We start from the raw sequence: 22,809 nt of genomic DNA, 5'->3' as shown, positions 1-22,809 counted from the left end.
TTATAATAACAATCTCCTCCTTTCCACTTTAATTCAAATCTATATTAAAGAATATTTCATCTTATTTAATAAGAAACCATATTTATATAACAACATAAAACGCACTAAGTTATTTTATTGAACATATATCTTACTTTATCTATCCGACTATTTAGACGACGGGTCTGGCAAACAGGTTCGCCAGTGGTAACCTGATATCCTTTTAGCTCTGCTAAACAAACACTAAGCCCATTTGTAAAAAAAGTTAAATCATTGCGATAATCTTGAATACATCGAGCAGGAATTTCTCCAATAATAATGACCTCATTATTTTTCAGTTGAGTATTTACGATATTTGCACAATATTTGGGAGCATCGTTATATGCCCGTGAAAGATATTCCTGTGGTGCATAAACTTTAAAACTAAGATATGGCTCTAACAATTCTGTTCCAGCTTTTCTAAAGGCTTGCTCCAGTACAATAGGAGTAAGCATCCGAAAATCTGCTGGAGTACTAACAGGGCTATAGTATAAACCGTACTTAAAACAGATTTTACAATCCGTCACATTCCAACCATATAATCCTTGTTCGCAACCATAGCGTATCCCTTCCATAACTGCATTTTGAAATGATTGATTTAAGTATCCAAGAGAAACCGAGCTCTCATACTGCATTCCACTTCCCAACGGAAGCGGTGATACAGATAAACCAATGGAAGCCCAGAAAGGATTTGGCGGCACTTCGATGTGAATGGTATATTCTGCATTTTTTAACGGTCTCTCCATATAAATGACTGTAGGCTCTTTTAGTTCTATCTCCACATGATACTTTTCTTGCAACAGTGCACTAATCACTTCCATTTGTACTTTCCCTAAGAAAGAAAGTATAATTTCATGTGTCGTAGAATCCACGTAATATCGTAGAAGCGGATCACTATCTGAGATTTCCAAAAGGGCATCAAGCAACATTTCTCTCTGTTCAGGTTTACTCGGTTCAACAGTTGTTTGTAGTAGAGGGTGCGGATTTTCAATCTTTTTTCTCTGTGGCAATAGTTTTGTATCTCCAAGAACACTATTTAACTTCAAAAACTCATTTTGCAAAATAACAATTTCTCCAGAATAAGCTCTATCAATCTTACATAATTCACCATTTATTGAAGTATACATTTCTGTAACTTTTATTTTTTCTTTTTCTGATACTCTAACCGAATCTCGTAAATGTAGTACTCCACTATAAAGGCGTATATATGCAAGACGTTGTCTTTTTTTTGTATATTCAATTTTGAAAACATTTCCGCAAAGTTCAGACGGACCTCGATGTGTTGATGAATAAAATTTATTAGTAATAACTTCTATAAGGTTATCAATCCCTATATTACTTTTTGCACTTCCATGATAAAGAGGGAACAGAGAACAATTCTGAAATCTTATGCTTTCCTCTTGTTCGAGTTCCAATGCTTCTAATGATTTACCGGACATATATTTCTCTAAAAGGTCATCGTTTCCCTCTATTACCGTATCCCATTGTTCAGATTCGGTAAAGTTCGTCACACACATATTAGGATACAGTTCTACCTTCTGTTTGATTACAATTTCGGCAGAAAGTTTCTCTTTAATATCCTGATAAACCGTTGATAAATCAATTCCATTTTGGTCAATCTTATTGATAAAAAAGATTGTGGGAATCCCCATTTTCCTAAGTGCATGAAATAATATACGAGTTTGTGCTTGTACGCCATCTTTTGCAGAAATCAGTAGAATTGCCCCATCTAAAACTGATAATGAACGATATACTTCTGCTAAGAAATCCATATGTCCTGGCGTGTCTATGATGTTCACCTTCGTATTTTCCCACTGAAAAGAGGTTATTCCTGTCTGAATTGTAATTCCTCTCTGACGTTCTAAAAGCGTATTATCCGTCCTCGTTGTACCTTTGTCCACGCTTCCTAATTCTGTAATCGCTCCACTGTTATATAATAAGCTTTCTGTTAAGGTAGTTTTTCCTGCATCAACATGAGCTAAAACTCCAATATTAATAATTTTCATGTGATTTTCCTCCATTCAAAAACCCAAAAGGGCATAAAAATCCCAGTGATAAATACTTTTATCACTGGGATTTTTATGCATAACCATAGGTATACAAAGCATACAGATATTCTCTGGATACTTTAGAATCACATGATAAAGGTATTCTTAAACTGGGTACAAAAAACTAAGCCCTCCTAAAAAAGGACATCTAATTATTTGTTCCCGCTATCAAATTGACAGTTTATTTAAGAATACCTTGCCGCATATTTATTAACTCCTTTTAAATAGTCACTTAAATAATAGCACGTAAGAGCATATTTGTAAAGGAATCTCCAATTTTTTATCAAAAAGAGTACATGATTACAAAGTATCTGTAATCATGTACCAATATTTGTTATTTTACAATCTTCCAATTATCTTGTTTTTCTAATATCAACTCAAATTGCGAGATTTGGGTTGCCTTTGTTTCTTGATCTAAATATTTCACAGCGACATTCACGATTACTTGGTTATCTTTTCTGGTAAAGATAGGATTCACCAATTCCTCGAAAACATATTCCTTGTTAATCATAGGTAACACATGATTACTTACATAGTAAGTCAATTCTTTTTCTGTGGCGGTAGGATAGAGCTGGAAGAACGTTTCTAAAAAGCTAGTGATTTCGTCCATCGTTTCTGTATCTACTGTATGGTCACTTTCTAGCTGTTTGGGTTGGTAGTCCGATTTTTGAGGTTTCTTACTCATTGTCGGATTTTTGATAATAACCATATTATCTGATTCATCTATATGGACAACCACATGAAAGCTAGACGATATAGTTTCCTTGTCTTTGTCTTCGGTAATAACTTGTTCAACAGAAAACAGTACCTCAAAGGTGTTCTCATTCACTTGAGAAACCTGCCACACCTGTATATCGTTCACACTAGAACTAGTAGGAATATCCTTACGAATCATTTCTTCATTTAATACCTGCAATTCTTCCGTCAAATAATGGGTCAATTTTTCATTTCGTTTATCAATGGCTTCTTGGGATTGTTGCCACGAAAAGTAGTCTTTCGCAAAGGATTTCACAAAACTTTCTACTTGGTTGGTATCGACAATCTGCTGTTTAATGATTTCTGTTTCACGGACAGTATGAGTGTCAATGGCAGTAAAATTTTTATAGATTCCAAATCCGACACTACCAATCAATAAAACCCATAAAACAAAGGTTAATTTCTTATGCGTGCCAACTTTAATCATCGGAACTTTTCTTTGCTTGCTCGGTTTTTTAGATTTCTTTGGTTTCTCCTTCTTTTCTTTTCGCTCGATTTTTATAATCATTTGATTCATTCCTTTCTTAGTTATGAATAACACGTCTAGCCCCAATCAGATGGTCTTGCCAATAACGACTGCTTAAGTCGCCATAACCGATTGGGTCGCCTGCATGATAAAAGCGATTTCCCTCTAAATATATCGCCACATGAGTCACATATGTGCCTGCATTATAGGTTGAATGAAAGAAGATAAGGTCGCCTGCTTGGGCTTCTTCCATAGAGATTTCTTGCGTAGCGTCATACTGATCTTGGGCGACACGAGGGAGAGAAATGCCAGCTTTGTCATACACCCATTGTATTAAGCCACTACAATCAAAAGAGGTGGTAGGCGACGCCCCTCCAAAGACATAGGGAAACCCTTCGTATTTCAAGGCTTCGTCCATAATGACTTGCACGGTTTCATCATCAAATTCTGTTGGGGAAGTGTCGGTTAGGTATTGTGAAACCAACTGAACATAAAACTGATTTCCATAGTTATATCGCCAACCACCATTCACAGGTATGGCTATGGGATTGGGATAGTCTGCTTTTTGACCACCCGACTTCTCTTTAGAAAACTGTTCGGCTAATTCATAGGTATATTTTTTCCCATGACTCCTCACATAATTTAAAAAGCCACCGCCATAATTATAAGATTGGATAACAGAATCTATATCCACTCCTTGTTGTTCTGCACTGGTTAATAATTCACTGAAATATTTAACCCCTTGTTTGATGGACTCTTCGGTACTCAAACTGTTGGGCGGTAAACCCAAAGATTCGGAACTTTGCATAACATCTTCTGCTGTACCGCCCGATTCCACTTGCATAATGGCTAAGATATAAGAAACATAGTCTTCAATCCCATATTCCTTACCATATTTTTCAATCAACGGACGGTGTGCCAACACTTCTGGTGAAACGGTCACACCGCCTTGTGAAATAGAAGAATCCTTGTTGTTTTCGCCACTGTCCGTATCATCTGCAAAGAAAATGACTAGGAATAATAAGAGAAAAAAGAAGAGAGAGAAGACCACACTACAAATCACTGTTATTTTTAGCTTCATGTTTGTTGTCCTCGCTTATCCGTTCTTTTATTTAGCTTCCTCTGATTGAATTGCTTCGGTGGTGTCTTTTGTTTTTGCTCTTTTTTCAATGGTCGCTGATGATTTTCACGTTTAGTGTTTTGTGACAAAACAGGCGTGACGGTTTGCTGACGCTTGCGAACATGCTGCTGGTTATTCTGAACAGGAGATGATGGGTTTTCTTTTCGTCTTTTTTCTTTTGCTTTATCCAGCTCCAAACGCTTTTGAGCAATGTTCTTTCGTTTTTGCTCCTGCTGGTTCATACGCTGTTGTTTGCGTTGAGCTTTGGTATCTGCCATAGATTGTTTAAAGTCTGTTACATTATGAGTGACATTCTCTTTTCCTTGATGAAGGGCATATTTGACATGGGTTGGTGTCGCCTGTATCTGTTGTTTAGCCTGCTTTCTTTTATTGACTAGACGATTTTTCGTGTCCAATACATGGGCTGTCTTTTCACCTAATCGTTGCCCGATACCGCCTTGTTGCTTTTTCACATTGGAAAGTGCTGTTTCTTTCTTTGGTGTAGTCCGTTCATTTTGACGAGTATGGTTAGCTTTATTGGTTTGATTCTGCTTTGTTGTCATTGTCTTTTGCTTCGTTGACCCTGCTTTTCCACGAAAAATCTTACTCATACTGCGTTGAAATCTTCTGGTTTGTCGATTCATCATTTGACGAGGTCTGCGAAACACTTGTCTGCCCATGTTTTGAGAGTCGTTGCTTTGTAAAGAGAATAGGCTCATTAAATCGCCCAGTTTAAAATAAATCCCTGCAAAGGTCACAATTTGTAAAAACATAATCATGAAAAAGGGAGAACTTGCTGACAGCGAATAAAGCATAGTGGAAATACTAAAGGCAACGGTAATAATCAAGGTAATACCAGCCCTTGTCATAATCACATTAAATAACTTGGTAATGGCATGCCTGCCCATGCCATCAAAACTCGGCAACATACTTAATAGGAAACTGATTGGCAAAAACATAGCGAAAATAATAAATAGCACTTGCGAAAAAATCATGATTCCTGTTAGAAGGAAAACAAAAATCGAGATACCAATATTGAATACAAACAAAAAGAAGACCGTTCCTAATCGGGAAATGGTCTTCGGGAGTGTTAAATAGGTATTGTCATGATCTTCAATTTCTTCAATCACTACATTTTCTCTATCTTCACCATTGTTTGTATCTGGACTGGTAGCCAATAACTTTTCCACACGGTCTTCACCTAAGGTTTCTATATCGGTTGAGCCATATTGAAGTAATAACCACGGTTGCTTGACTTGAACAGAAAATAGGCTATCACGTATCATATCCACACTGTCTTTGCCTTGACTATCCGTATCGGGAAGGACAATCTTTGTCCCAATATCTAAACTGGCAGTGCTCACATCTTTGGAAAAATCATTGATTTTCGCAATATAATCGGGAGCATACGCAATAAAGGAAGCTGATAGAATAAACACCACCACAAAATTTAACACAGCTCGTATAGCTTTGGTCGTTTCTCGTTTCACCAGTCCTGTATAGGCAACGTAGATTCCAACAATCAGAATAAAAAGAAGAAGGAAGCCGACATAAAAACCCGAACTGGAAAAGCCATTCGGTGTAATCCCTGCAATGGTCTGCATGTTCTCACCAATCGCTTGAGACGTTTGACTAATGAAATCCAAGGCGTAGGCTTCTTTGACCAAATAGCCTGTGGCGTTGGAAAGATAAAGAGAAATCGTCCAAATGAAATTGGTAATGGCATACAGTCCATACATCACTGATTGCCCTATGCCGTCACTCCAATTCCACGGCAGCCAGCCCCAGCTATTGTCCACATAATAATCAAGCTGATAATGATTTAAACCATACTTGGAATACTCGTTGCTTGTATCAATGGTTTCATCAACTAAGCCTGTTGCTTGTACTGCATTGCCCAGCGTGCCTAATAAAAGTAAAATAACGCCCACACAAAGGAGCGTTATCCAACTATAGTGAAGAAATTTCTTTTGTTTTTGTGTCATTTTTCCCCCTCATTTCGCACAGGCGGTCTGGTATCAAAGGCATGAAGCAACTCTTCAAAAATCGGGTGAAACTGCATAACCCCTACACGACCATAGATGTCTGAAACTAAACATTGTCCATTTTCTAATTCACGTAAGCGTTTCTGATTGTTTTCATCTTCCTTGTCCACGCCAAAAAATTCTAAGGTCTTTTTGATTTCCACTAGGTCAGTGGAACGAAAGGCGAATTTCAAGCCAATATTATTCTTCATCTTTTCATCTAGTAAATCGTCGGCGTTTTGAGTAACGAAATAGACCCCTGCATTCATGGCACGCCCTGCCCGAACTAAACGCATAGATAGAGCTTTTCCTTGTGCCACTTGTAAAAAACTCCAAGCTTCATCAAGGTCAACAATTTTAAAAATGGAACGGTCAGAGTGGATAAAGTCTAAAGCAAAGGTACTAATGACAATCAGCATTGCCACACTTAATAATTCCATGGTGGTGTATTCTTCAAAAGAGCTATTGGAATCGGGTAAGACCAAATCTGCCACTTGAATAATATTGAGTTGTTTTTCCAAGCTAATGGATTGGGTGACATTGCCATCACTGAATAACAGATGGGCAAAATCATAATCGACAAAGCTTTCGATATGGTCAGCAATACTATTGCTGATGGGTGTATCTTCTTTTCGCAATTCATCAATCACCAATAACAACCCTCGTTGTTCGCTTTGAGTGACACTCCGAATCGCTTTACGCAGGACAGGAAACTTCTCGCTATCTCGGCTGGAAATGCCTGTTAAGAACGTGAGAATATCAATGGCTAGGCTTTCTGAATCTTTCGGGAGTTTTAAGATCACATAAGGGTCAAGTAACCCTTTATTGTCGTTCTCACTCGTGAGATTAACGATATTGATTTCATGGGCAATATCAGGTAAGGTTTCTTTCCATTTGCCACGTTCAGCTTTTGGGTCTACAATGATTGCCTGTCCGCCAAAGAGTACCGAATAATAGACCAGCATATTGTTAGAGAATGATTTTCCGCCACCTAATGAACCAATAAAAGCAGACGCTAACGCATTCGTCACAGAGCCTTTAATTCCTTGACTTGCAAGGCTGGGTTGGAGATAAATATTTCTGCCTGTATCGAGATTGTAACCGACGTAAATACCAGAATTTTCACCAAGCATTTGTGTAGCTCCGAAACCAAGACCAGCCAAAAAATCCGACGTGACATATTGAATATAGTCATTGATATATCGCTTGCTTGAGGGAATAAATTCATTATGCAAGCCTAGCATATCGCCAAAAGGTCGTACTAATTTGATAGACAAATCATCATAAAAATCTTTTACTTCATCACAACGTTGTTTCAACTCGTCCAGATTTTTTGCCGATACCCGTACCACATAGCTTAGTTTGTACATGGATTCTTTGGTTTGGTCTAGGTTGGTTTCTAATTCGTCGACAGATTCTAAAGCGTCCACCACATTGGTACTGGTTTCATTGTCGCTTTCCCATGCGTGACTATCCAAGTCTTTCAATTCTTTCTTTTTGTTGCGAACGGTAGACAGAGCTTTTTTATTAGCAACAATTTCAACATTCATGCTGGTATCAATCGGGAAAGTGAACTGTTGTTGCTGGTAATAAAAAATCTCACTATTGGGGAAATCCAATTCGCCGACGATACTGTTAATCGTAAAATACGCCACATAAGTGGTAGTATCTTCCTGTTCCATCCGTAAGTAGCGTTGCTTTTCTTCGATTAAACAGCGAGTGGGTTTAATAATATCGTATTTCTTTACCAACACTTTTTTATCTTCATATCGTTTGGGTAAATGGTAGTCGTAGTCATCAAAAGGAATCCCTGTTTGACCGTAAAGGTGGGCAATGATATACCCAAAATCATCTTTCCCCAATGGGCGAATGTGAAAGCGTCTGGATAATTTACTTTCTAATAACTGTTCCATTTTAGAAAAGCGTTCGATTTCTGACATAGGCATAGAAACAAAATCGCCCATCAACTTGTGATTCACGCCATGAAAGAATTCCGCAAATGCTTTTTGAATGTCTTTGCCAATATTTTTGACCGATACTTCCTGTTCATTCAGCAAGAGTTTAAAACCAATAAAAAAGCGATAGTCCACTTGATTGTCACCAATCATAGAAACTAACGCTTCGGTCTGTTCATCTATTTTTTCGTAAGCTATCTCTTTTAATCGTCCAGTGATTTCTTTTTTCGATTGTTCCTGTGTCGCTCGAATACTTGATTCGGTTGCTAGTTGCAGGGCATGAATCTTACCATCACGATTTTGGGCAATCAATTGACGGAAATTATCATGAACTTGAACTTTTTCATCGGAACTTAAAAAACTGTAATTATAGGGAATTAATTCATAATAAGCAAATACTTCGCCATCATGATTAAATACGAGATTATCTTCGATATATTTAATGGGGTGTGCCATTTAATTGTTCACTCCTTACAATCGTGATTGATTCATTCATTTTTTCTTTATTTAATCGTATTTGTTTGCCAGCATAGGTTATTTTAGGGCGTAGAGCATAGGTAATAATAGATTTTAAAAATCCATAGGGTTTCTTCCCGTCAAAGGTTTTTTGACACATGAACCAAGTGAGGACAACGGGAATCCCTAAGTATTTGAGTAGTGCTCCGTCAATCAAGGAAAGTGGTGGTAAACTGCCAAAGATTATAACGACAAACAAAGAAACGATAAACCATGTCATTTGTGTAAAGGTTATGGGAAAAGGGAGTTGTAAATCATTAATTGCATAAATCACTTTTTCTACTGACCAAATACTGGTGTAACTTCTTATTTTTTTCATGTCTTCACGTCCTTTCCGTAAAAATAGAAAAAGAGCAATCAAAATAGGTGATTGCTCTATAAAATAATAATTATTTTGTGACTTTTAATTGTTGAAAAATAGTTATTCTGAGTAAATCATCTAAAAGACAGCAGGTATGAAGTAATACCCAATTTAATCTACTGTATTCTGTATAGTCAAAATGAAAGTGTTTCATAAATTTTTGAGCGAATTTTTCTGCTTTTTCGTTAAAACCTTTGAAATCACCATGTCCGATTTTATTTCTCATTTGTCTTAATAATTTTGCTACTTCACTCGAAACCTCTCCATATTTCTTATCAAGATAAGGTATTAGTAATTTGTCAATTTCATTTGTATTCTGATTTGGTTTTAATAATACAAGTTCTAACAAAGTAAAAGTCTTTAAATAATGATTTTGATTATAACTATTATCACTATATATCCCGTTCATAATATAATCTAATTTGTAATAATCGTTTTCCGATTTTAGTATAGAATCAATTCGGTTGCCCATTTTTTTAAGTTCCGTAATGTAGTCGTCTGTAGTCCTGCACCCTTTAAAGTTTGAATCAATTCTAAAACTTAGATTTGATAATATCCTAGTATGCTCTTTAGGATTCATATTACTTGTATAAATGCAGTTCATATGAATACCATTTTGTATATCATGATTTACAAAGTTACTAAAATACATCACTTTTTCAGCGTAATCCTCTTCACAAAAACGACCATCAAAGCAATTGCTTGTCCAATCAAAAAAAGGCATATCCTGATATTCATAGTCAAAGAATAGACATATCATATTATCAACAAGGCATTGAAGACATGACTCAATAGAATCTAAATTATATTTTGTATAGTCTTCAACATTGGCGTGAACGATTTCTTTCAAATAAGATATAGAATATTCTGTTTGAAATGTTTTACCATACCTTTTCAAATTATCTGCCATGTCAACTTTTTGTTGTCGAATTTCTTGTAACATGTCTTCTATAATGCTTTCCTTCCAGTCATCAGAAACATTAGATATATATAGTTTCAATTTATCTGACAATTTTATTTTTGTTATTTTCCCATAAACATCTATTATTACCAATTGAACAATCCTCCTTAATTCAGAACGTATAAAATTATTATAGCAGTATTGCTAGTTTAGAGTAATCCATGTTAATTAGAATACTCAAATACTCCATGAGAGGTGATAAGATAATTTCCCTCTATTTCCATATCACGTCCCAAAGCTTGATAATCAATATAATTTTGTAAATTAGAAGGTACTTCACCAAGTTGTCCTGTTTCTTCCACATAATAACGGGCGACATCTTCCATAGAATCACATTCACTATAACAATGAATATTCTCTTTGTTTTCCAGTAATTCTTCCAAGCTACTAAACCACATGCCTTGAATTTCTTTGAGTTCATTATAAATAGGTGTACCTTCGATTTCTTGAATGGCTTCACATAGACGGTTGATTTCACTAATTGGCGTGTATTCGTCCACATCAAAAGGAAGCTCAAAATCATGTATGGCGTATTCTTCGTAGTTCTCATTTAAACCGATTCTTTCTGCCATTTCTTCCTCATCAATTGGTGGAGTAAACCATGATCCAACTAATTCACCTTCATTATACCGTCCCAAATTTGCCACATAGACTTTCAATTCCAATTCTTATCACATCCTTTTTATAAAATATAGTCAAAAAAAAAGTAGCAATCAGTTAATGACGCTACTTATCAAGGTATCCGCTAATATAATCTGTAACTGTACTTGAAATACCTATTATTAGTTTTGCTTCTCTCTTTCCAATAATATTTGTATTAGGATGTGCAAGTGAATGCCTATTTCTTGCTTCATTAAGAGAGCTAATCATTCCATTTGATGACCTTATCGTTGTCTTCACTATATCAGCAAGTTCAGTAGGTTGAATTTCTTTTTCAATTAATTGTTGTATCCTACTATATAATTTAGATAGATTTTCGTCTCTAGGAACTGTAATTTCATATTTTTTTAGTATTTCAATTAAATATCCATGAAAAGCAGTGTGAACTCTGTCAAAGGCACGTTGATATTCACCATTACTCATGAAAGACTCAGCGTCTTCAATAGCTTGTGAAATCACATCACTAATTTTCAACTGACTAAAGTTAATTACTTCGTAATTCTCTGGAAGTGGTACTAAAATAGTATCCACTAATACATTATCACCTTGTTTATCATATATGGAGCTTGCTGTCTGGGTAAGCAAATCTTTATGACTTTCAAAAAAGTCTAAATCATCAAAAGGAGCTCTTATTTTAAGATAGGTGCAAAGCGTATTCCAATCCCTTTTGTATCCTTTATAATAAGTAAACTCGTTAGTCTCATCTAAAGTTACCTCTGATATTTTCATTTTAGAAACAATCTCGTTACCTCCTTCATAATAATTTGAAGAGCTCTTTCTTTCTAATGTTTTAATTAAAAGAGATTTAAATTGATCATTTGTAAACATATTCATGGATCCTTTCATAACAAAATATATACTTCCTATTTTATCATGAAAAATATCTGTTAAGCACCAATGATTCGGTTAAATAAGTTTAATAACACATCTTTCACGCCAGCTGCATTGAACACAAGTCCGACGGCGATTAAAGCAATAATCAAAAAGCCAATAAGTTTTGAAAATTCTCGTTTAAAACCTAAAAACAGTCCAATGACGACAATCGCTAACAATACCAATGACTGTGCATTATCCAAGAACCAGTTGTACAAATTCTGCCCAAAATTCATGTGATTGTCCTCCTTTCCTTAAGATATTTTTCTCGATAGTAGATATAGCTTTTTACACGCTTTAATAATTGAAAAGGAGTTAAATGCTCTCCATAAACAGTTATTCGACTGGTATAATTCTTATAAAAGCTCACTTTGTAAAAATCATAGGTATAGATGGTATCACCAGCTTGCCGTTTTCCCTCAATAATGAGAGACGTATATTTCCCTGTATTTTGTATATACGCTTGAAACCCTAACTTCTTTAATTCTTCTGTTAAGAGGCTCATGTAATCAAATCCTCCATGCCTAGATGTTGTTGTTCAATTAATTTCTCATGTTTTTCTGTCAGTTTGGCTTCATGAATCATGGTGGAAATAATGGTTGTACCGTTGAGAATATCTAAAATGCTTGCGACTTTTAATGTAGGGGCGACTTGATGATGTAACCAGTTCAATGTTCGTTCAAAAGAATAAGGTTCTGGCTGTATGGTTAGGCGTAATGCTCCACGATTTTTGCCGATAAACCATTCCCAGCGTTCATTGGTTTGCCAATCACTCCGTCGCTTGGTTTCGTCCTTATCGGCAAAGCGAATATAACGATTGATAATCTCAAACGCTGTTTTTTCTGCATTTTGATGTTCCAACAAATCTTTCATGGCTTGAGTGGCTCTGTCGTTTTTCAAACGAATTTCAAAGCGATTCTTTATTTCTGCGTCTTCTAAGGCAATATCATTTTTCACGTATTGCTCATAATCTTTCTCATATATACAGAAATAGACTTCGCTTTTTAATGAGCCAATATAAAGGGTGTTTCCCATGTCTGGTTTTTCATCACGGTGAACCAATTCACCACTGCGATAATTTTTAAAGCTCCGAAAGACGGAAATACATTCTTCCTGTTTACATTTCTTTGCCAATTCTGGAATATTCAAAATCCCTGTTTTATCGTTGATGGCTAAATCCAAGCGTTTGAAAATACCTTTATGTTCCATGCAATCTTGAAAGAAACCATACCAGCTCCGATGTTGAGCCAATAGAAAGTTTTCAAATTGCCGACAGCCTTTTCCTTTCAGTTCTAATAAAACCCCTTTACTTACATCATGAGAGACTAGGACAACAATATCACCGAAACGATAGTGTTCGGGATAAGAATAATAGCCAAAGTCTTCGTGTAGCATATAATCCATATTCAAGCGTAAAACCTCACCGATAATTTGAGACACATCATTGGTAGGGAATCGAATCCGTACATAGTCGAATAACATCTCCAATGGGTTATCGGGATTGAAGCGTTCCAAAGCGTTCAGTAAATCTTCTTTCACCTGTTGAGTAGGGACTGCCTTGCCTGTTTCAATATCCGATAGGTAAGGTCTGGTAATATGAGAAGCAACCGCCAGTTTATTTTGAGAAACGCCATAAGCCAGTCGCTTTTCTTTCAATTCCTTAATCCAAATTTTTTCGTTTTCCATTCGCAAACCTCCAATCTAAAAAAGATGTAAACTATGACCCTTGAGTTTACATCTTTCCTATTTTCCGCAATTCCTTGTACCATCAACATTGGTTGATGAGAATTGCCTGTTTTCAGTTGTATTTGTGCCCCCCTGTTAGGTAGAGGGGGCTAAAGGATTGGCGTGGCTAACGCCACACCAATCAAAGCAAGTCTGAACCTGTACCTTTCACTTCGTGCGGTACAGGCTCAGATTGCTTTTTTTGAATGACTTTTCCTATTTCTCCTAAGAAATCATACCTTTTTGGTACAAGGGGTGTATAAAACTCACTAATCACACTTTTTCCTGTATCCACATAACCTCTTCCCTTGATGGGTTTTAAGAAAAATTGTTTTTGTGTATCGCTTCCAAACATCATACCGAAGCCCATTTCAGACATACGACCCAAAGCCACACGGAAGTTAAAGTTATCTCGAATACCATCACTAAAATATTTTGCGTCTGGACGCTGACAGGCAAGAATTAAAAAGAAGCCTGCTTGTCGTCCGAGCATAACAATTTGTTTGAGTTTATTCATAACTTGTGCACTATCACGACCTAACATATCCATCATCGCCACATATTCATCAAAAATCAGGAAGTTCGCAGGTAGACCAAGATACGCATAATTTTCTCCTGTTTTGTAGTTCGGGTGTTGCTTCATGGTTTCACTACGGGCAATCATATCGTCGTAAAATTGACTAATACATGCCAGCATATCGTCTTTACGGTAATAGACATTATCTATGACCGCTCCTAAGTCTGCCAAATCAGCATTTTTAGGGTCGAGAATATAAAGCTTCGCATTTGTATGCAGGAGAGATTCAATCAATGTGAGAATAAAATAGGATTTTCCACTACCCGTGCCCCCAGCAATTAACATGTGAGGGAGAGAATCAAACTTCCAATAGACCGATTCCATCAATTTGACACGTCCATCTTGAGCTACCACATCTTCAATGCCAATTCGATTGCCAATGGTGTCATAAAGTAGAACATACTCTACATAAGAATCTTTCAACGTTTTTTCCACTAATTCACAATACAAGCCTGTTTCTAGTTTGTTTTCTAAGTGCAAGAGCTGATCTTGATATTTCCCTAAAGTGATTTCTACATGAATATGGATCAGTCCATCTTTCATTCGGTAATACATTTTAGGAAAATGGCGGATTCGTTGTTTGGTTTTCTTGCTGGATAAGTCTTTAAAGAATCCCTCTGATTGAGTTTCTTCGGCTTCATACCAATGGTTTTCTAAAATCATACGAGCTAACTTTTGACGGTGCTCTAACTGTTTTATAGAATCTATGCGATAGTGATAATAGAGCCAGCTGATGAGTCCGCATACAAAAAAAGCAGTGAGAATACTGCTCCAAAAGTATGGCGTATGCAGTTGATAGAAAAATGTATCTAACTGAACTGTTTGCCAATTCACCGATTGTAACGTTCTCCAATGAAAAGGGAGTAGAACGACTAGAAAAACTATCAGCAATGAAATCAGCACAAAATGATAGACCAAGTCCTTATCGTTGGCTTTGATTCGCTTTCCTCTGTCATGAAGCAATGGCATAAAAATCCTCCTTTCCATCTATCAAAATAATTGTGTATTGTAGATACGAGCCTGTTTATCAAAAGTTGGTTGAGAAATGGCTTCATATTTCCGATAAGCGATTCGCTTTTCAAAGCGTAAATCTTTTTCTTTCGGATAATAATGACGTCGATAGAGCGTGTGTCCTAACAGTTTTTTCGCTTCTTTTGTCAACGGATAGAGATAGCGAAACATGCGTCCATTGATTTTCTCAATCCCTTTGTATTCGCAAAATGCCTGGGAAAGCCAATGCTTTTTCTCTACCTGTTCAAAACGAGCATTTTCCTCTAATAAAAGGCGAGCACTTCGAGGGTGTATCTTTTCCCATGACTGTTTATCACGATAGACACTTGTCTTGAAATACCCGCAGTAAAAGAAGTTGGACGCTTGATAGACATAGCCACATTTTCCCTCAATTCCATCTGCCAATGTATATAAAAAATGACAGTCCGTATGTTCTTTCAACCACTTAATTAGAGCTGAAAGAGCTTGACTGCCAAAATAATTGGTTTGATTCATTTCTGGAAGAAAACACATCTTTCCAATTTCTAAATAATCTGTGGTTTGAAGGGAACTGTCGGGAAAGAGTTTGCGTATGGTTTGTAGGGGTTGCGTACCCCAGCCTAATTCCACAACGCCTAATAATTTTTCTTCTGAAAAAATCCCTAGAAAGTATTTACACAATCTAGGGAGTATCTTTGAATAATGGTATTGCCGAATAAAAGAAATGGCTTCATCTTTCGGAATTTCTTTCAAAATCAATGGTGTGTTTGTCATAAGCAACACCTATTTTTCACTTTCGGACGCTTCTTTTTTATATTTCTGATGAGGTTTTGTCTGTCCTTTTAATACAAGATCGTCTGCTTTCACGTACCAATCAACGTCTGCCCCTCGAAAAGTAGCCGTCGCTACGGTATCTGCCACAGGATTGATTAATTCCACTTCTGCGTTGTAGTCAAATTCTTTCAAAGGAACAGAAGCGGGGATACTGACTTGTATCATGCGTCCTTGTCCTTTTGATTTTAAGTCATAGGTACGTTCTTTAATTTCTTCGGAAACCGAACCATCTTCATTTTGAATACGAACCTCACGACGTAAAGCGGAAAATTTCAATGTGCCAAATGTCTGGTCTTTTTCAATCACAATACCTTCTGCTAATCTCATATTTTTTCACCTTTCCTTTCTTAAGCTTTCACCATATCGTCTGCGTGCATAATGTAATTGGTAAATCCTCTATTGCCAATTTTATAACCTTCTGCGGTAATACGTGGGTTGATGAGTCTGACTTTTTCGTCGGATTCAAAATGTTTCTCGCCAGCTTCGGAGGGAAGAATGACAACAATATCATCTGCTCGTTGAATCGTTGAGTATAAATTGTAGCTACGAGAGAGAATAGTTGGTCTGCCATTGACTCGACGTTGTTCAATATTCCCTTCACCAGCATATTCTAATTGACCAAATGTTTTTTCCATATTGGGAATGACATATTTTAATTCCATAAGTGTATCGTTCCTTTCTCACATAAAATATTTTTGGCTTACTTTATTCATTTAAAAATTTGTTAGTATCACAACCTTTCAAAGCATAAAAAATAGACGCTCATTATGAACGTCTATCATTTAAATGAATATTGAGTTTAGAATTCCATTTCGAATTTAATCAGGTCTGCTTAGGTGCAAATACTGCACTTTTATTGCACTTTTTATTTTTTTAAATATAATTTATTCGATTTTATACGTTTCCAAAATCCTTGATATTACAGCATTTTCGCTTATATGCCATACCCTTAAAACAGAGTGGGAATAAAATAGTAACCTAACTTGATTGCAGAATGTTGATTTAACGGCATTTGGCTCAATATGGAATGGATAAAAAGAGTCTATTTTAATTGGGTTCCGCAAAAATCCCGTCAGAGAAATCTGACGGGATTTTTGCTTTAGGCTTAATTTGACACGGATTACTTTTCGGAAAAATTAAACTTAAAAGTCCTTATTTTCGCCAATTATAGATATTAATCAGGTATATCAAGCTCTATCTGAGCTTCAGAAAAAAGCATTGTCCCTGGTTGTTTTCAAAAGAGGATTTTTCCCAGCCACTGATAAAATGCCATTCCTGCTAGAAATATCGATATAAACTTGTATAGTATTACTATTTCTAGAGGCAGGTCCTCTAAAATTTACTACGTCTAAGAATAACTTTTCATTTGTTTTAAAGTAGTTGTATCTTGATTCTTCGCATTATTTTATTTTAAAAAGAACGTTACTAATTGCGTAAATTCATCTGGATATTGAAACAATGAGCCATGTCCAGCGTCTGCATATATTTTGATCTTCGTATTAGGAATTTCTTTGGCTAGCTGATAAGAATTAACCGTTGGAACCATTCGATCATGATCGCCGTTCACTACCAATGTTGGTTGGATGACATTGGATAGATCCAAATGAGAATCTTTTCCCCAGCGGTTGATTGCTTTCAACTGATTATTGTAACTAGAAAGTCGAATAGTTTTATCTTTTACAGCGATTCTTTCATGGATTCGACTCAAGTATTCTTGGGCTTTTTGTTTCCCATTTGCTGTTGAAGTAAAAAACAAATAATTTTTTATGTCTTTCCTAGTAAAAATCGAACGTACAAGGTCTTTATTTGTTATCCTTGTTACATCAGATATGCCTTGCCCACCTCTCGGACCAGTTCCCACCAAAACCAATTTCCGAACAAGTTGAGGTTCTTTTACAACTAGCTCTTGAGCGATCATCCCCCCCATAGAAAGGCCAAGGAGATCGATTTGATTAACATCTAGAGCATGGATAAATTCCAAGGCATCATCCGCCATTTCAGCAATGGTTCTGGGCACGTTGCCAGTGGATAGCCCTACTCCAACATTATCAAAAACAATGACCCAGTGGTTTTTGGCTAATTGGTTTAACACTCGATAATCCCAATTATCCAAAGTTGCGGATAAATGGTGAAACATTACCAGTGGAATACCTACTCTCTCTCCCATTTCTCGATAAGCAAATGTATGCTTATTTGTTTCCAAAAAAAGATTGGGAATTGTCAAATAATCCTGTTCCAGAGCATCATTTTTTTCACTTTCTTTTTTAGTCAAATTTAATCACTACCTTACCTTTGGGATGTCCATCTCTTACCAGCAGAAGCGCTTCATTGACTTCATCTAGAGTAAATTCATGAGGATCAATTGCTGGAACAATGTTTTCCTTTTCGACAATCTCGGTAATTTTTTGTAGTTGTTGTCCGTTTGCTTGAACAAAAATAAAGTGGTAGGTCACATCATGCTGTTTAGCTTTTTTATCTAGTTTAGCCCCAACAGCAGCAAACAACCCTTGTTTCCATCTTGGTAAATTTTGCCTAATAGCAAATTGTTTATTAGGACCGGCAATTAGGCTAAGTAACTTGCCACCAGGTTTGATGATGGCAAGTTCTCGATCAATCTCTTTTGCTCCCAACGTATCAATGACAAAATCAACCTTATTCAAAACTTCCCAATAATTTTCTTTGCGATAATCTAAGTATTGATCAGCTCCCGCTTGGATAATCCGCTCCTTGGCACCAGCATTTCCAGAGACAATTACACGCAAGCCAAGATGTTTTGCAATCGGCACAGCAATTTGACCAAAACTCCCTGATCCACCAGGAATAAAGACAGATTGCCCAGGCTTAGCTTGTAAAATTTCCGTTAGGGCTTGATAAGCGGTTAACCCCGTCAACGGAACACCGGCACCTGTCACAAAATCCAGATTTTTGGGTAAGTACCCGATTGCGCCTTGATCCACGGCCACATACTCGGCAAAAGCACCTATCTTATCAATCGGCAATCTGGTATAAACCTCGTCACCTTTCTTAAAATTCGTTACCTCGCTGCCGACTTCTTCGATAATTCCCGTCAATTCATTTCCAAGAGTAAAAGGTTTTTCATAGTCTTGGATGAGTTTCACACTTCCTGTGATATTCAAAATTTCTAACGGGTTAACGGCTGCCACTTTGACTTTCACAAGTACCTCATTTTTCGAAATTTTTGGTGTGGGGATGTCTGTAACTTCCACATTGATCTCTTTTGAATAACGTTTTATTTGCGCTGCTTTCATTGTTCATTCTTCTCCTTTTTAAGAAACCACTACTGATTCTGCATTGACGGTTTCCAAATTTTTAATCGATTGTTGGCTAGTCGGTATATCCTGCTTCCCTAAGTATTTACATAAAGCATTTCTTTCTAAACTCTTCGCCTAATCAATCTTTCTGACGAGCGACTAAGATTAAATTCTTCTCTTTTTTCTGTAAAAGCTCATGCTGTTTCATAGCCGATTCCTGCACTTGCACCTGTAATAACTATGTATCTCTTGATTGCCTACTCCTTTATTGTACAAAGGATACTGTTTGCTCAATAATCCGATTTAATTTTTCAGTGTTTTTTGTTGTTTTTGACAAGACACGAATACCAACTGAAGCATTATGAAGATAACTAGCCAGTGCTTTGATATCCGTAGCGGCAGATAGTTCATTCTTTTCTTGGGCCGCTAAAAGAATATTGAACAATTGCTGTTCTTCGTGGTCAAAATACATTTGAATTTTCTCCTCTATCAGAGGATCCACGTTCGCTAATTCAGTAGCAGCGTTCACAAGAAAGCACCCCGCATGACTTTCTTCACCAATTGAAATAGAGAAAATTATTTTTAATTGTTCATGTATAGTCATTTCTTCAGATAGATTTTCCCTAATTGCTTTTTTAAGAGTGGTTTCGTATAAATCCAAAGTTAAGAGGAATAAGTTGTGTTTGTCCCCAAAAGTATCATAAATACTTCGTCTATGAATTCCCATTGCATCGACAAGCTCTTGCATGGATGTATTACTATAGCCTTGTTGCCAAAAGACATGCATGGCTTTTTCCAAAACAACTTTTTCTTCAAATTCTTTACTTCTTCCCAAAATCAAAGCTCCTTTCCTTACAAAAATGCTGCGTTTTATTTTCTAGAACGTTCATTCTAAAAATACCAGAAAAATTTATTTTGTCAATTTACTTGCTCCTGATTTTAATACAGCGTTATTCAGTAGAAAAGAATTGAAAAATCAAGAATCCCTTATATTTGAAATCTCTTTCTAAGAACAACCAAGAATTTGATTAAACGGTTTTCTATTCAGACTAGAGTCTGGAATGATGTTTCCCTCGTAGTTCTTTATTTCGATCATATCAAACAGCCCAAATTATCCTAGATTTGGGCTGTTTGATATGAGATTTTTACTTCTTGAAACACAGTTATTATTTAACACGAACAACTAGGACTGCAGCGCTGCTAATTATCATCAAACTGGCGATAACGACTACCCATAGGCGAGTTGCAGAACCAGTAGAAGGCAACATCTGTTTAAAATTATTGATCAAGGTGACTTTTTTAAACCCAGTAGTTGTACTTGATAACTCGATTTGTTCAGCAGCGGGCTCGCTAAAGTTAGTTAAGTCTGTTATCTGTTTGACACTATATTTCCCGTATGGTTGTGGAGAAAATGAAGCTTTGCCCTCTGAATTTGTTTTGATAGTAGCTACTGTGCTGCCATCTTCTTTATATAGTGTGACTTCAACATTTGTTAGTGGGTTTCCTAAACTATCTTGTACTGTTACATCAATTCCAACACGGTCAGTAGCTACTAGAACATACGTATCTGACACTTTGCCAGCATAGGCTGTTAAAGATTCTGTTCCTCTTGGTATCGATAGTGTACCCTCCCCAACATTTTTCCATTTAACTGTGGTAGACGTATTAGGTAAAGCAACGGATTTAGTAGTGAGTTTTGCAGTGTTAAAATTTTTACCAAAAGTAATTACACTTAATTTATTCATTCCTAAAAACATATCCGTCATATTAGCAACATTTGAGGTATTCCAACTTTTTGCAGTCGCATCTTTAGCATTGCCGAGAGTAAGACTCTCCAACTGAGAAGTATTTTTAAACATTGCTGACATTGATCCATAACGTGCCGGTTTTGTTGCATCAGTCTCTAGGTTTTTTACTCCTACATTAGAGGTGTCCCATGTTGAAACATCAAGCGTGGTAAGACTAGATGCGCCATTGAACATATAAACCATGTTCGTAACATTTTTTGTATCCCATTTCTCAGTTCCAACGACTGTCGTTAAGTTACTAGCACTATTGAACATGGAAGCAAAGGATGTCGCATTCCCAAAGTTCCAATCACTTGCATCTAAATATTTAATCCCCGAACCATAAAACATCGCCGAAGTGGTTATTACTGATGACAAATTCCATTTACTTGTACCAGCTACTTCCATTAAATTTTTTGTCCCTTGAAACATGCCTGTTAAATCTTTTACTCCAGTAAAACTCAAATAAGCCAAACCATCAATTTGGGTCAGTTCACTTAATTTCCCGAAAAGATAATAGCCAGATTTTATGGATATATCTCCTTCAATTTTGATTTTCGTAAACAGAGTATGGTATTGATTCCATGGTGACTCATTGTTCGGAAAAATCGTTCTGCTTGTTTCTCCCATAGTTCCTCCACTCAGATGCAAGACACCATCCGTGCCGATGTACCATTTCACTGTTCCAAAAATTCCTTTTTTAAGTACGGGCGTTTTTGCGATCGTATTCGGATCATCCGTGACAGAATCAAGAAATTCTTTTCCTGTCAGCACATAATTTGCAAAATCTAACGTCGACCCATCTGTTAGTGGATAGGTTGCGCCATAAGTCCCGGTATTTATCTTTGGATCACCATCATTTAAGTATTTCCAAGGATTAAGAGTCGTCGTAGCATCGGCTAAAGCCGCTGCCATAACAGGTGTTGCAGCCAACTTGGGTGTTGTGCTCGCGATGACATTGAACTTAAACTCTGAATCTAAAAACTTAGCAGTCGAAGCGGCATTAGCTAAATTAGGCGTTGGCAGTGTCACATCAATCGCTTCTGCATTCACCTCTGTTACTTCAATGGTCAATGCTTCTCCGGTATCTTCTTTAGCCATAGTCAATTCATTGCCATTGATTGTCCCGAGGTCGCTAATTTTTTTATCTGTGAAAGCAAATTTCAGAGTAAGGTCGCCATAAGCGCCAGTATAAGTCAATGCTGGCAGTGTGATAACATCTCCAGCTTTCCAAGTGAACGTCCGACCATCTTTGATTGATTTTAATTTGATCGTAAAATTTGTAGGATAAACTTTGGTTTTTGCGGCAACATCGGGAGCAGTTTGCGACCAACTGACTATTGGCTTACTAGCTAAATCTGTCGCAGTTAAATCATCAAAACTTAGCGGTGAAACGATAGCTTCTGATGAATCAGGTGTGCTTGATGATCCATCTGTTGTTGCTGTCGTGTCTGTACCAGGGTCAGAACTGTTAGTTGTCGTAGAAGACAGGTTTGTATCTTTGTCAGTAATTGCTGTATCAGAACTTGCTGACTCATTTGCTGCATAAACCGAAACTAACGGACTTAAAAAACTACTCAGTAAGCCCCAAATCACGAAACCGATTACAAAAAATGGTAACCAACTTTTTTGCTTATATTCACGGGGCTTTGTCTTGTCAACACGAATAAGATACTCATGCTTTCTATTGTTTTTCATGAATACACCCCCATATTTGATCATTTCGAGCCAAATAAAATAATACATGTTCTCAACAAGTTAACTATAACACCTTAGTGAACATTCTTTTATTATTGCTACTTAAAAAAATGGTTTTATTTCTCTTATTTTATAATCACACACTTTGAAAAGCCAAACACTCGAATA

The 22,809-nt window shown here is 36.6% G+C and carries 20 protein-coding genes and 1 pseudogene; all 21 read right to left on the bottom strand.

Going from position 1 to position 22,809, the window contains the following annotated elements:
- Window positions 1-104: 104 nt before the first annotated feature.
- Window positions 105-2,024, bottom strand: a complete 1,920-nt coding sequence (gene tet(M), locus FFM68_RS08675; RefSeq protein ID WP_000691737.1) for a tetracycline resistance ribosomal protection protein Tet(M) — start codon at window positions 2,022-2,024, stop codon at window positions 105-107.
- 15 nt (window positions 2,025-2,039) lie between these two features.
- A pseudogene (locus tag FFM68_RS13330) lies at window positions 2,040-2,087 on the bottom strand (hypothetical protein); the annotation flags it as partial.
- 313 nt (window positions 2,088-2,400) lie between these two features.
- Complete coding sequence (locus tag FFM68_RS08660; RefSeq protein ID WP_000584387.1) at window positions 2,401-3,330, bottom strand: conjugal transfer protein; 930 nt, start codon at window positions 3,328-3,330, stop codon at window positions 2,401-2,403.
- Between the two features lie 16 nt (window positions 3,331-3,346).
- Window positions 3,347-4,369 carry a bifunctional lytic transglycosylase/C40 family peptidase gene (locus FFM68_RS08655; RefSeq protein WP_000768374.1) on the bottom strand — a complete coding sequence of 341 codons (1,023 nt, stop codon included), beginning with the start codon at window positions 4,367-4,369 and terminating at the stop codon, window positions 3,347-3,349.
- On the bottom strand, window positions 4,366-6,393 hold the full coding sequence (locus tag FFM68_RS08650) for a CD3337/EF1877 family mobilome membrane protein (protein WP_000192390.1): 2,028 nt from the start codon (window positions 6,391-6,393) through the stop codon (window positions 4,366-4,368). Before FFM68_RS08650 ends, FFM68_RS08655 begins: the two co-directional genes overlap by 4 nt.
- Window positions 6,390-8,843 carry a conjugal transfer ATPase TcpF gene (tcpF, locus tag FFM68_RS08645; protein ID WP_000941001.1) on the bottom strand — a complete coding sequence of 818 codons (2,454 nt, stop codon included), beginning with the start codon at window positions 8,841-8,843 and terminating at the stop codon, window positions 6,390-6,392. Before tcpF ends, FFM68_RS08650 begins: the two co-directional genes overlap by 4 nt.
- The gene (locus FFM68_RS08640) at window positions 8,827-9,222 is read right to left on the bottom strand and encodes a conjugal transfer protein (RefSeq protein WP_000723886.1); all 396 of its coding nucleotides are present in this window, start codon (window positions 9,220-9,222) and stop codon (window positions 8,827-8,829) included. The genes tcpF and FFM68_RS08640 overlap by 17 nt, the downstream gene beginning before the upstream one ends.
- Window positions 9,223-9,292: 70 nt before the next feature.
- Window positions 9,293-10,318 carry a hypothetical protein gene (locus tag FFM68_RS08635; protein ID WP_000234705.1) on the bottom strand — a complete coding sequence of 342 codons (1,026 nt, stop codon included), beginning with the start codon at window positions 10,316-10,318 and terminating at the stop codon, window positions 9,293-9,295.
- A 71-nt stretch (window positions 10,319-10,389) separates the two neighbouring features.
- Window positions 10,390-10,890, bottom strand: coding sequence for an antirestriction protein ArdA (locus FFM68_RS08630; RefSeq protein ID WP_000421245.1), 501 nt, complete (start codon window positions 10,888-10,890; stop codon window positions 10,390-10,392).
- Window positions 10,891-10,951: 61 nt separating this feature from the next.
- Window positions 10,952-11,713 (bottom strand): abortive infection family protein, encoded by a 762-nt coding sequence (locus FFM68_RS08625; RefSeq protein WP_000494842.1) that lies wholly within the window; start codon window positions 11,711-11,713, stop codon window positions 10,952-10,954.
- Between the two features lie 59 nt (window positions 11,714-11,772).
- The gene (locus FFM68_RS08620) at window positions 11,773-11,994 is read right to left on the bottom strand and encodes a hypothetical protein (protein WP_001009054.1); all 222 of its coding nucleotides are present in this window, start codon (window positions 11,992-11,994) and stop codon (window positions 11,773-11,775) included.
- Entirely contained in the window at window positions 11,991-12,263 is a 273-nt protein-coding gene (locus tag FFM68_RS08615; protein ID WP_000055367.1) for a hypothetical protein, read from the bottom strand. Before FFM68_RS08615 ends, FFM68_RS08620 begins: the two co-directional genes overlap by 4 nt.
- Window positions 12,260-13,444, bottom strand: coding sequence for a MobT family relaxase (gene mobT, locus FFM68_RS08610; RefSeq protein ID WP_000426691.1), 1,185 nt, complete (start codon window positions 13,442-13,444; stop codon window positions 12,260-12,262). The genes FFM68_RS08615 and mobT overlap by 4 nt, the downstream gene beginning before the upstream one ends.
- Window positions 13,445-13,625: 181 nt before the next feature.
- On the bottom strand, window positions 13,626-15,029 hold the full coding sequence (locus FFM68_RS08605; RefSeq protein WP_137618950.1) for an FtsK/SpoIIIE domain-containing protein: 1,404 nt from the start codon (window positions 15,027-15,029) through the stop codon (window positions 13,626-13,628).
- A gap of 21 nt (window positions 15,030-15,050) precedes the next feature.
- Entirely contained in the window at window positions 15,051-15,824 is a 774-nt protein-coding gene (locus tag FFM68_RS08600) for a Mom family adenine methylcarbamoylation protein (protein ID WP_000185760.1), read from the bottom strand.
- A gap of 9 nt (window positions 15,825-15,833) precedes the next feature.
- Window positions 15,834-16,211: a YdcP family protein gene (locus tag FFM68_RS08595; protein WP_001234189.1), complete on the bottom strand. Its 378-nt coding sequence runs from the start codon at window positions 16,209-16,211 to the stop codon at window positions 15,834-15,836.
- A 20-nt stretch (window positions 16,212-16,231) separates the two neighbouring features.
- A complete protein-coding gene (locus tag FFM68_RS08590; RefSeq protein ID WP_000421280.1) occupies window positions 16,232-16,546 on the bottom strand; it encodes a YdcP family protein in 315 nt (104 codons plus the stop codon).
- A gap of 743 nt (window positions 16,547-17,289) precedes the next feature.
- Window positions 17,290-18,156: an alpha/beta fold hydrolase gene (locus tag FFM68_RS08585; RefSeq protein ID WP_239585136.1), complete on the bottom strand. Its 867-nt coding sequence runs from the start codon at window positions 18,154-18,156 to the stop codon at window positions 17,290-17,292.
- Window positions 18,149-19,153, bottom strand: a complete 1,005-nt coding sequence (locus FFM68_RS08580; RefSeq protein ID WP_137618948.1) for an NADP-dependent oxidoreductase — start codon at window positions 19,151-19,153, stop codon at window positions 18,149-18,151. Before FFM68_RS08580 ends, FFM68_RS08585 begins: the two co-directional genes overlap by 8 nt.
- A gap of 268 nt (window positions 19,154-19,421) precedes the next feature.
- Window positions 19,422-19,991: a TetR/AcrR family transcriptional regulator gene (locus tag FFM68_RS08570; RefSeq protein WP_137618947.1), complete on the bottom strand. Its 570-nt coding sequence runs from the start codon at window positions 19,989-19,991 to the stop codon at window positions 19,422-19,424.
- Window positions 19,992-20,322: 331 nt separating this feature from the next.
- On the bottom strand, window positions 20,323-22,641 hold the full coding sequence (locus FFM68_RS08565) for a BspA family leucine-rich repeat surface protein (RefSeq protein WP_167483473.1): 2,319 nt from the start codon (window positions 22,639-22,641) through the stop codon (window positions 20,323-20,325).
- Window positions 22,642-22,809 lie beyond the last annotated feature (168 nt).

The organism is Enterococcus xiangfangensis, assembly GCF_005405365.1.
Lineage (GTDB): Bacteria > Bacillota > Bacilli > Lactobacillales > Enterococcaceae > Enterococcus_A > Enterococcus_A xiangfangensis.
This window is presented reverse-complemented; position numbering and strand designations above follow the sequence as displayed.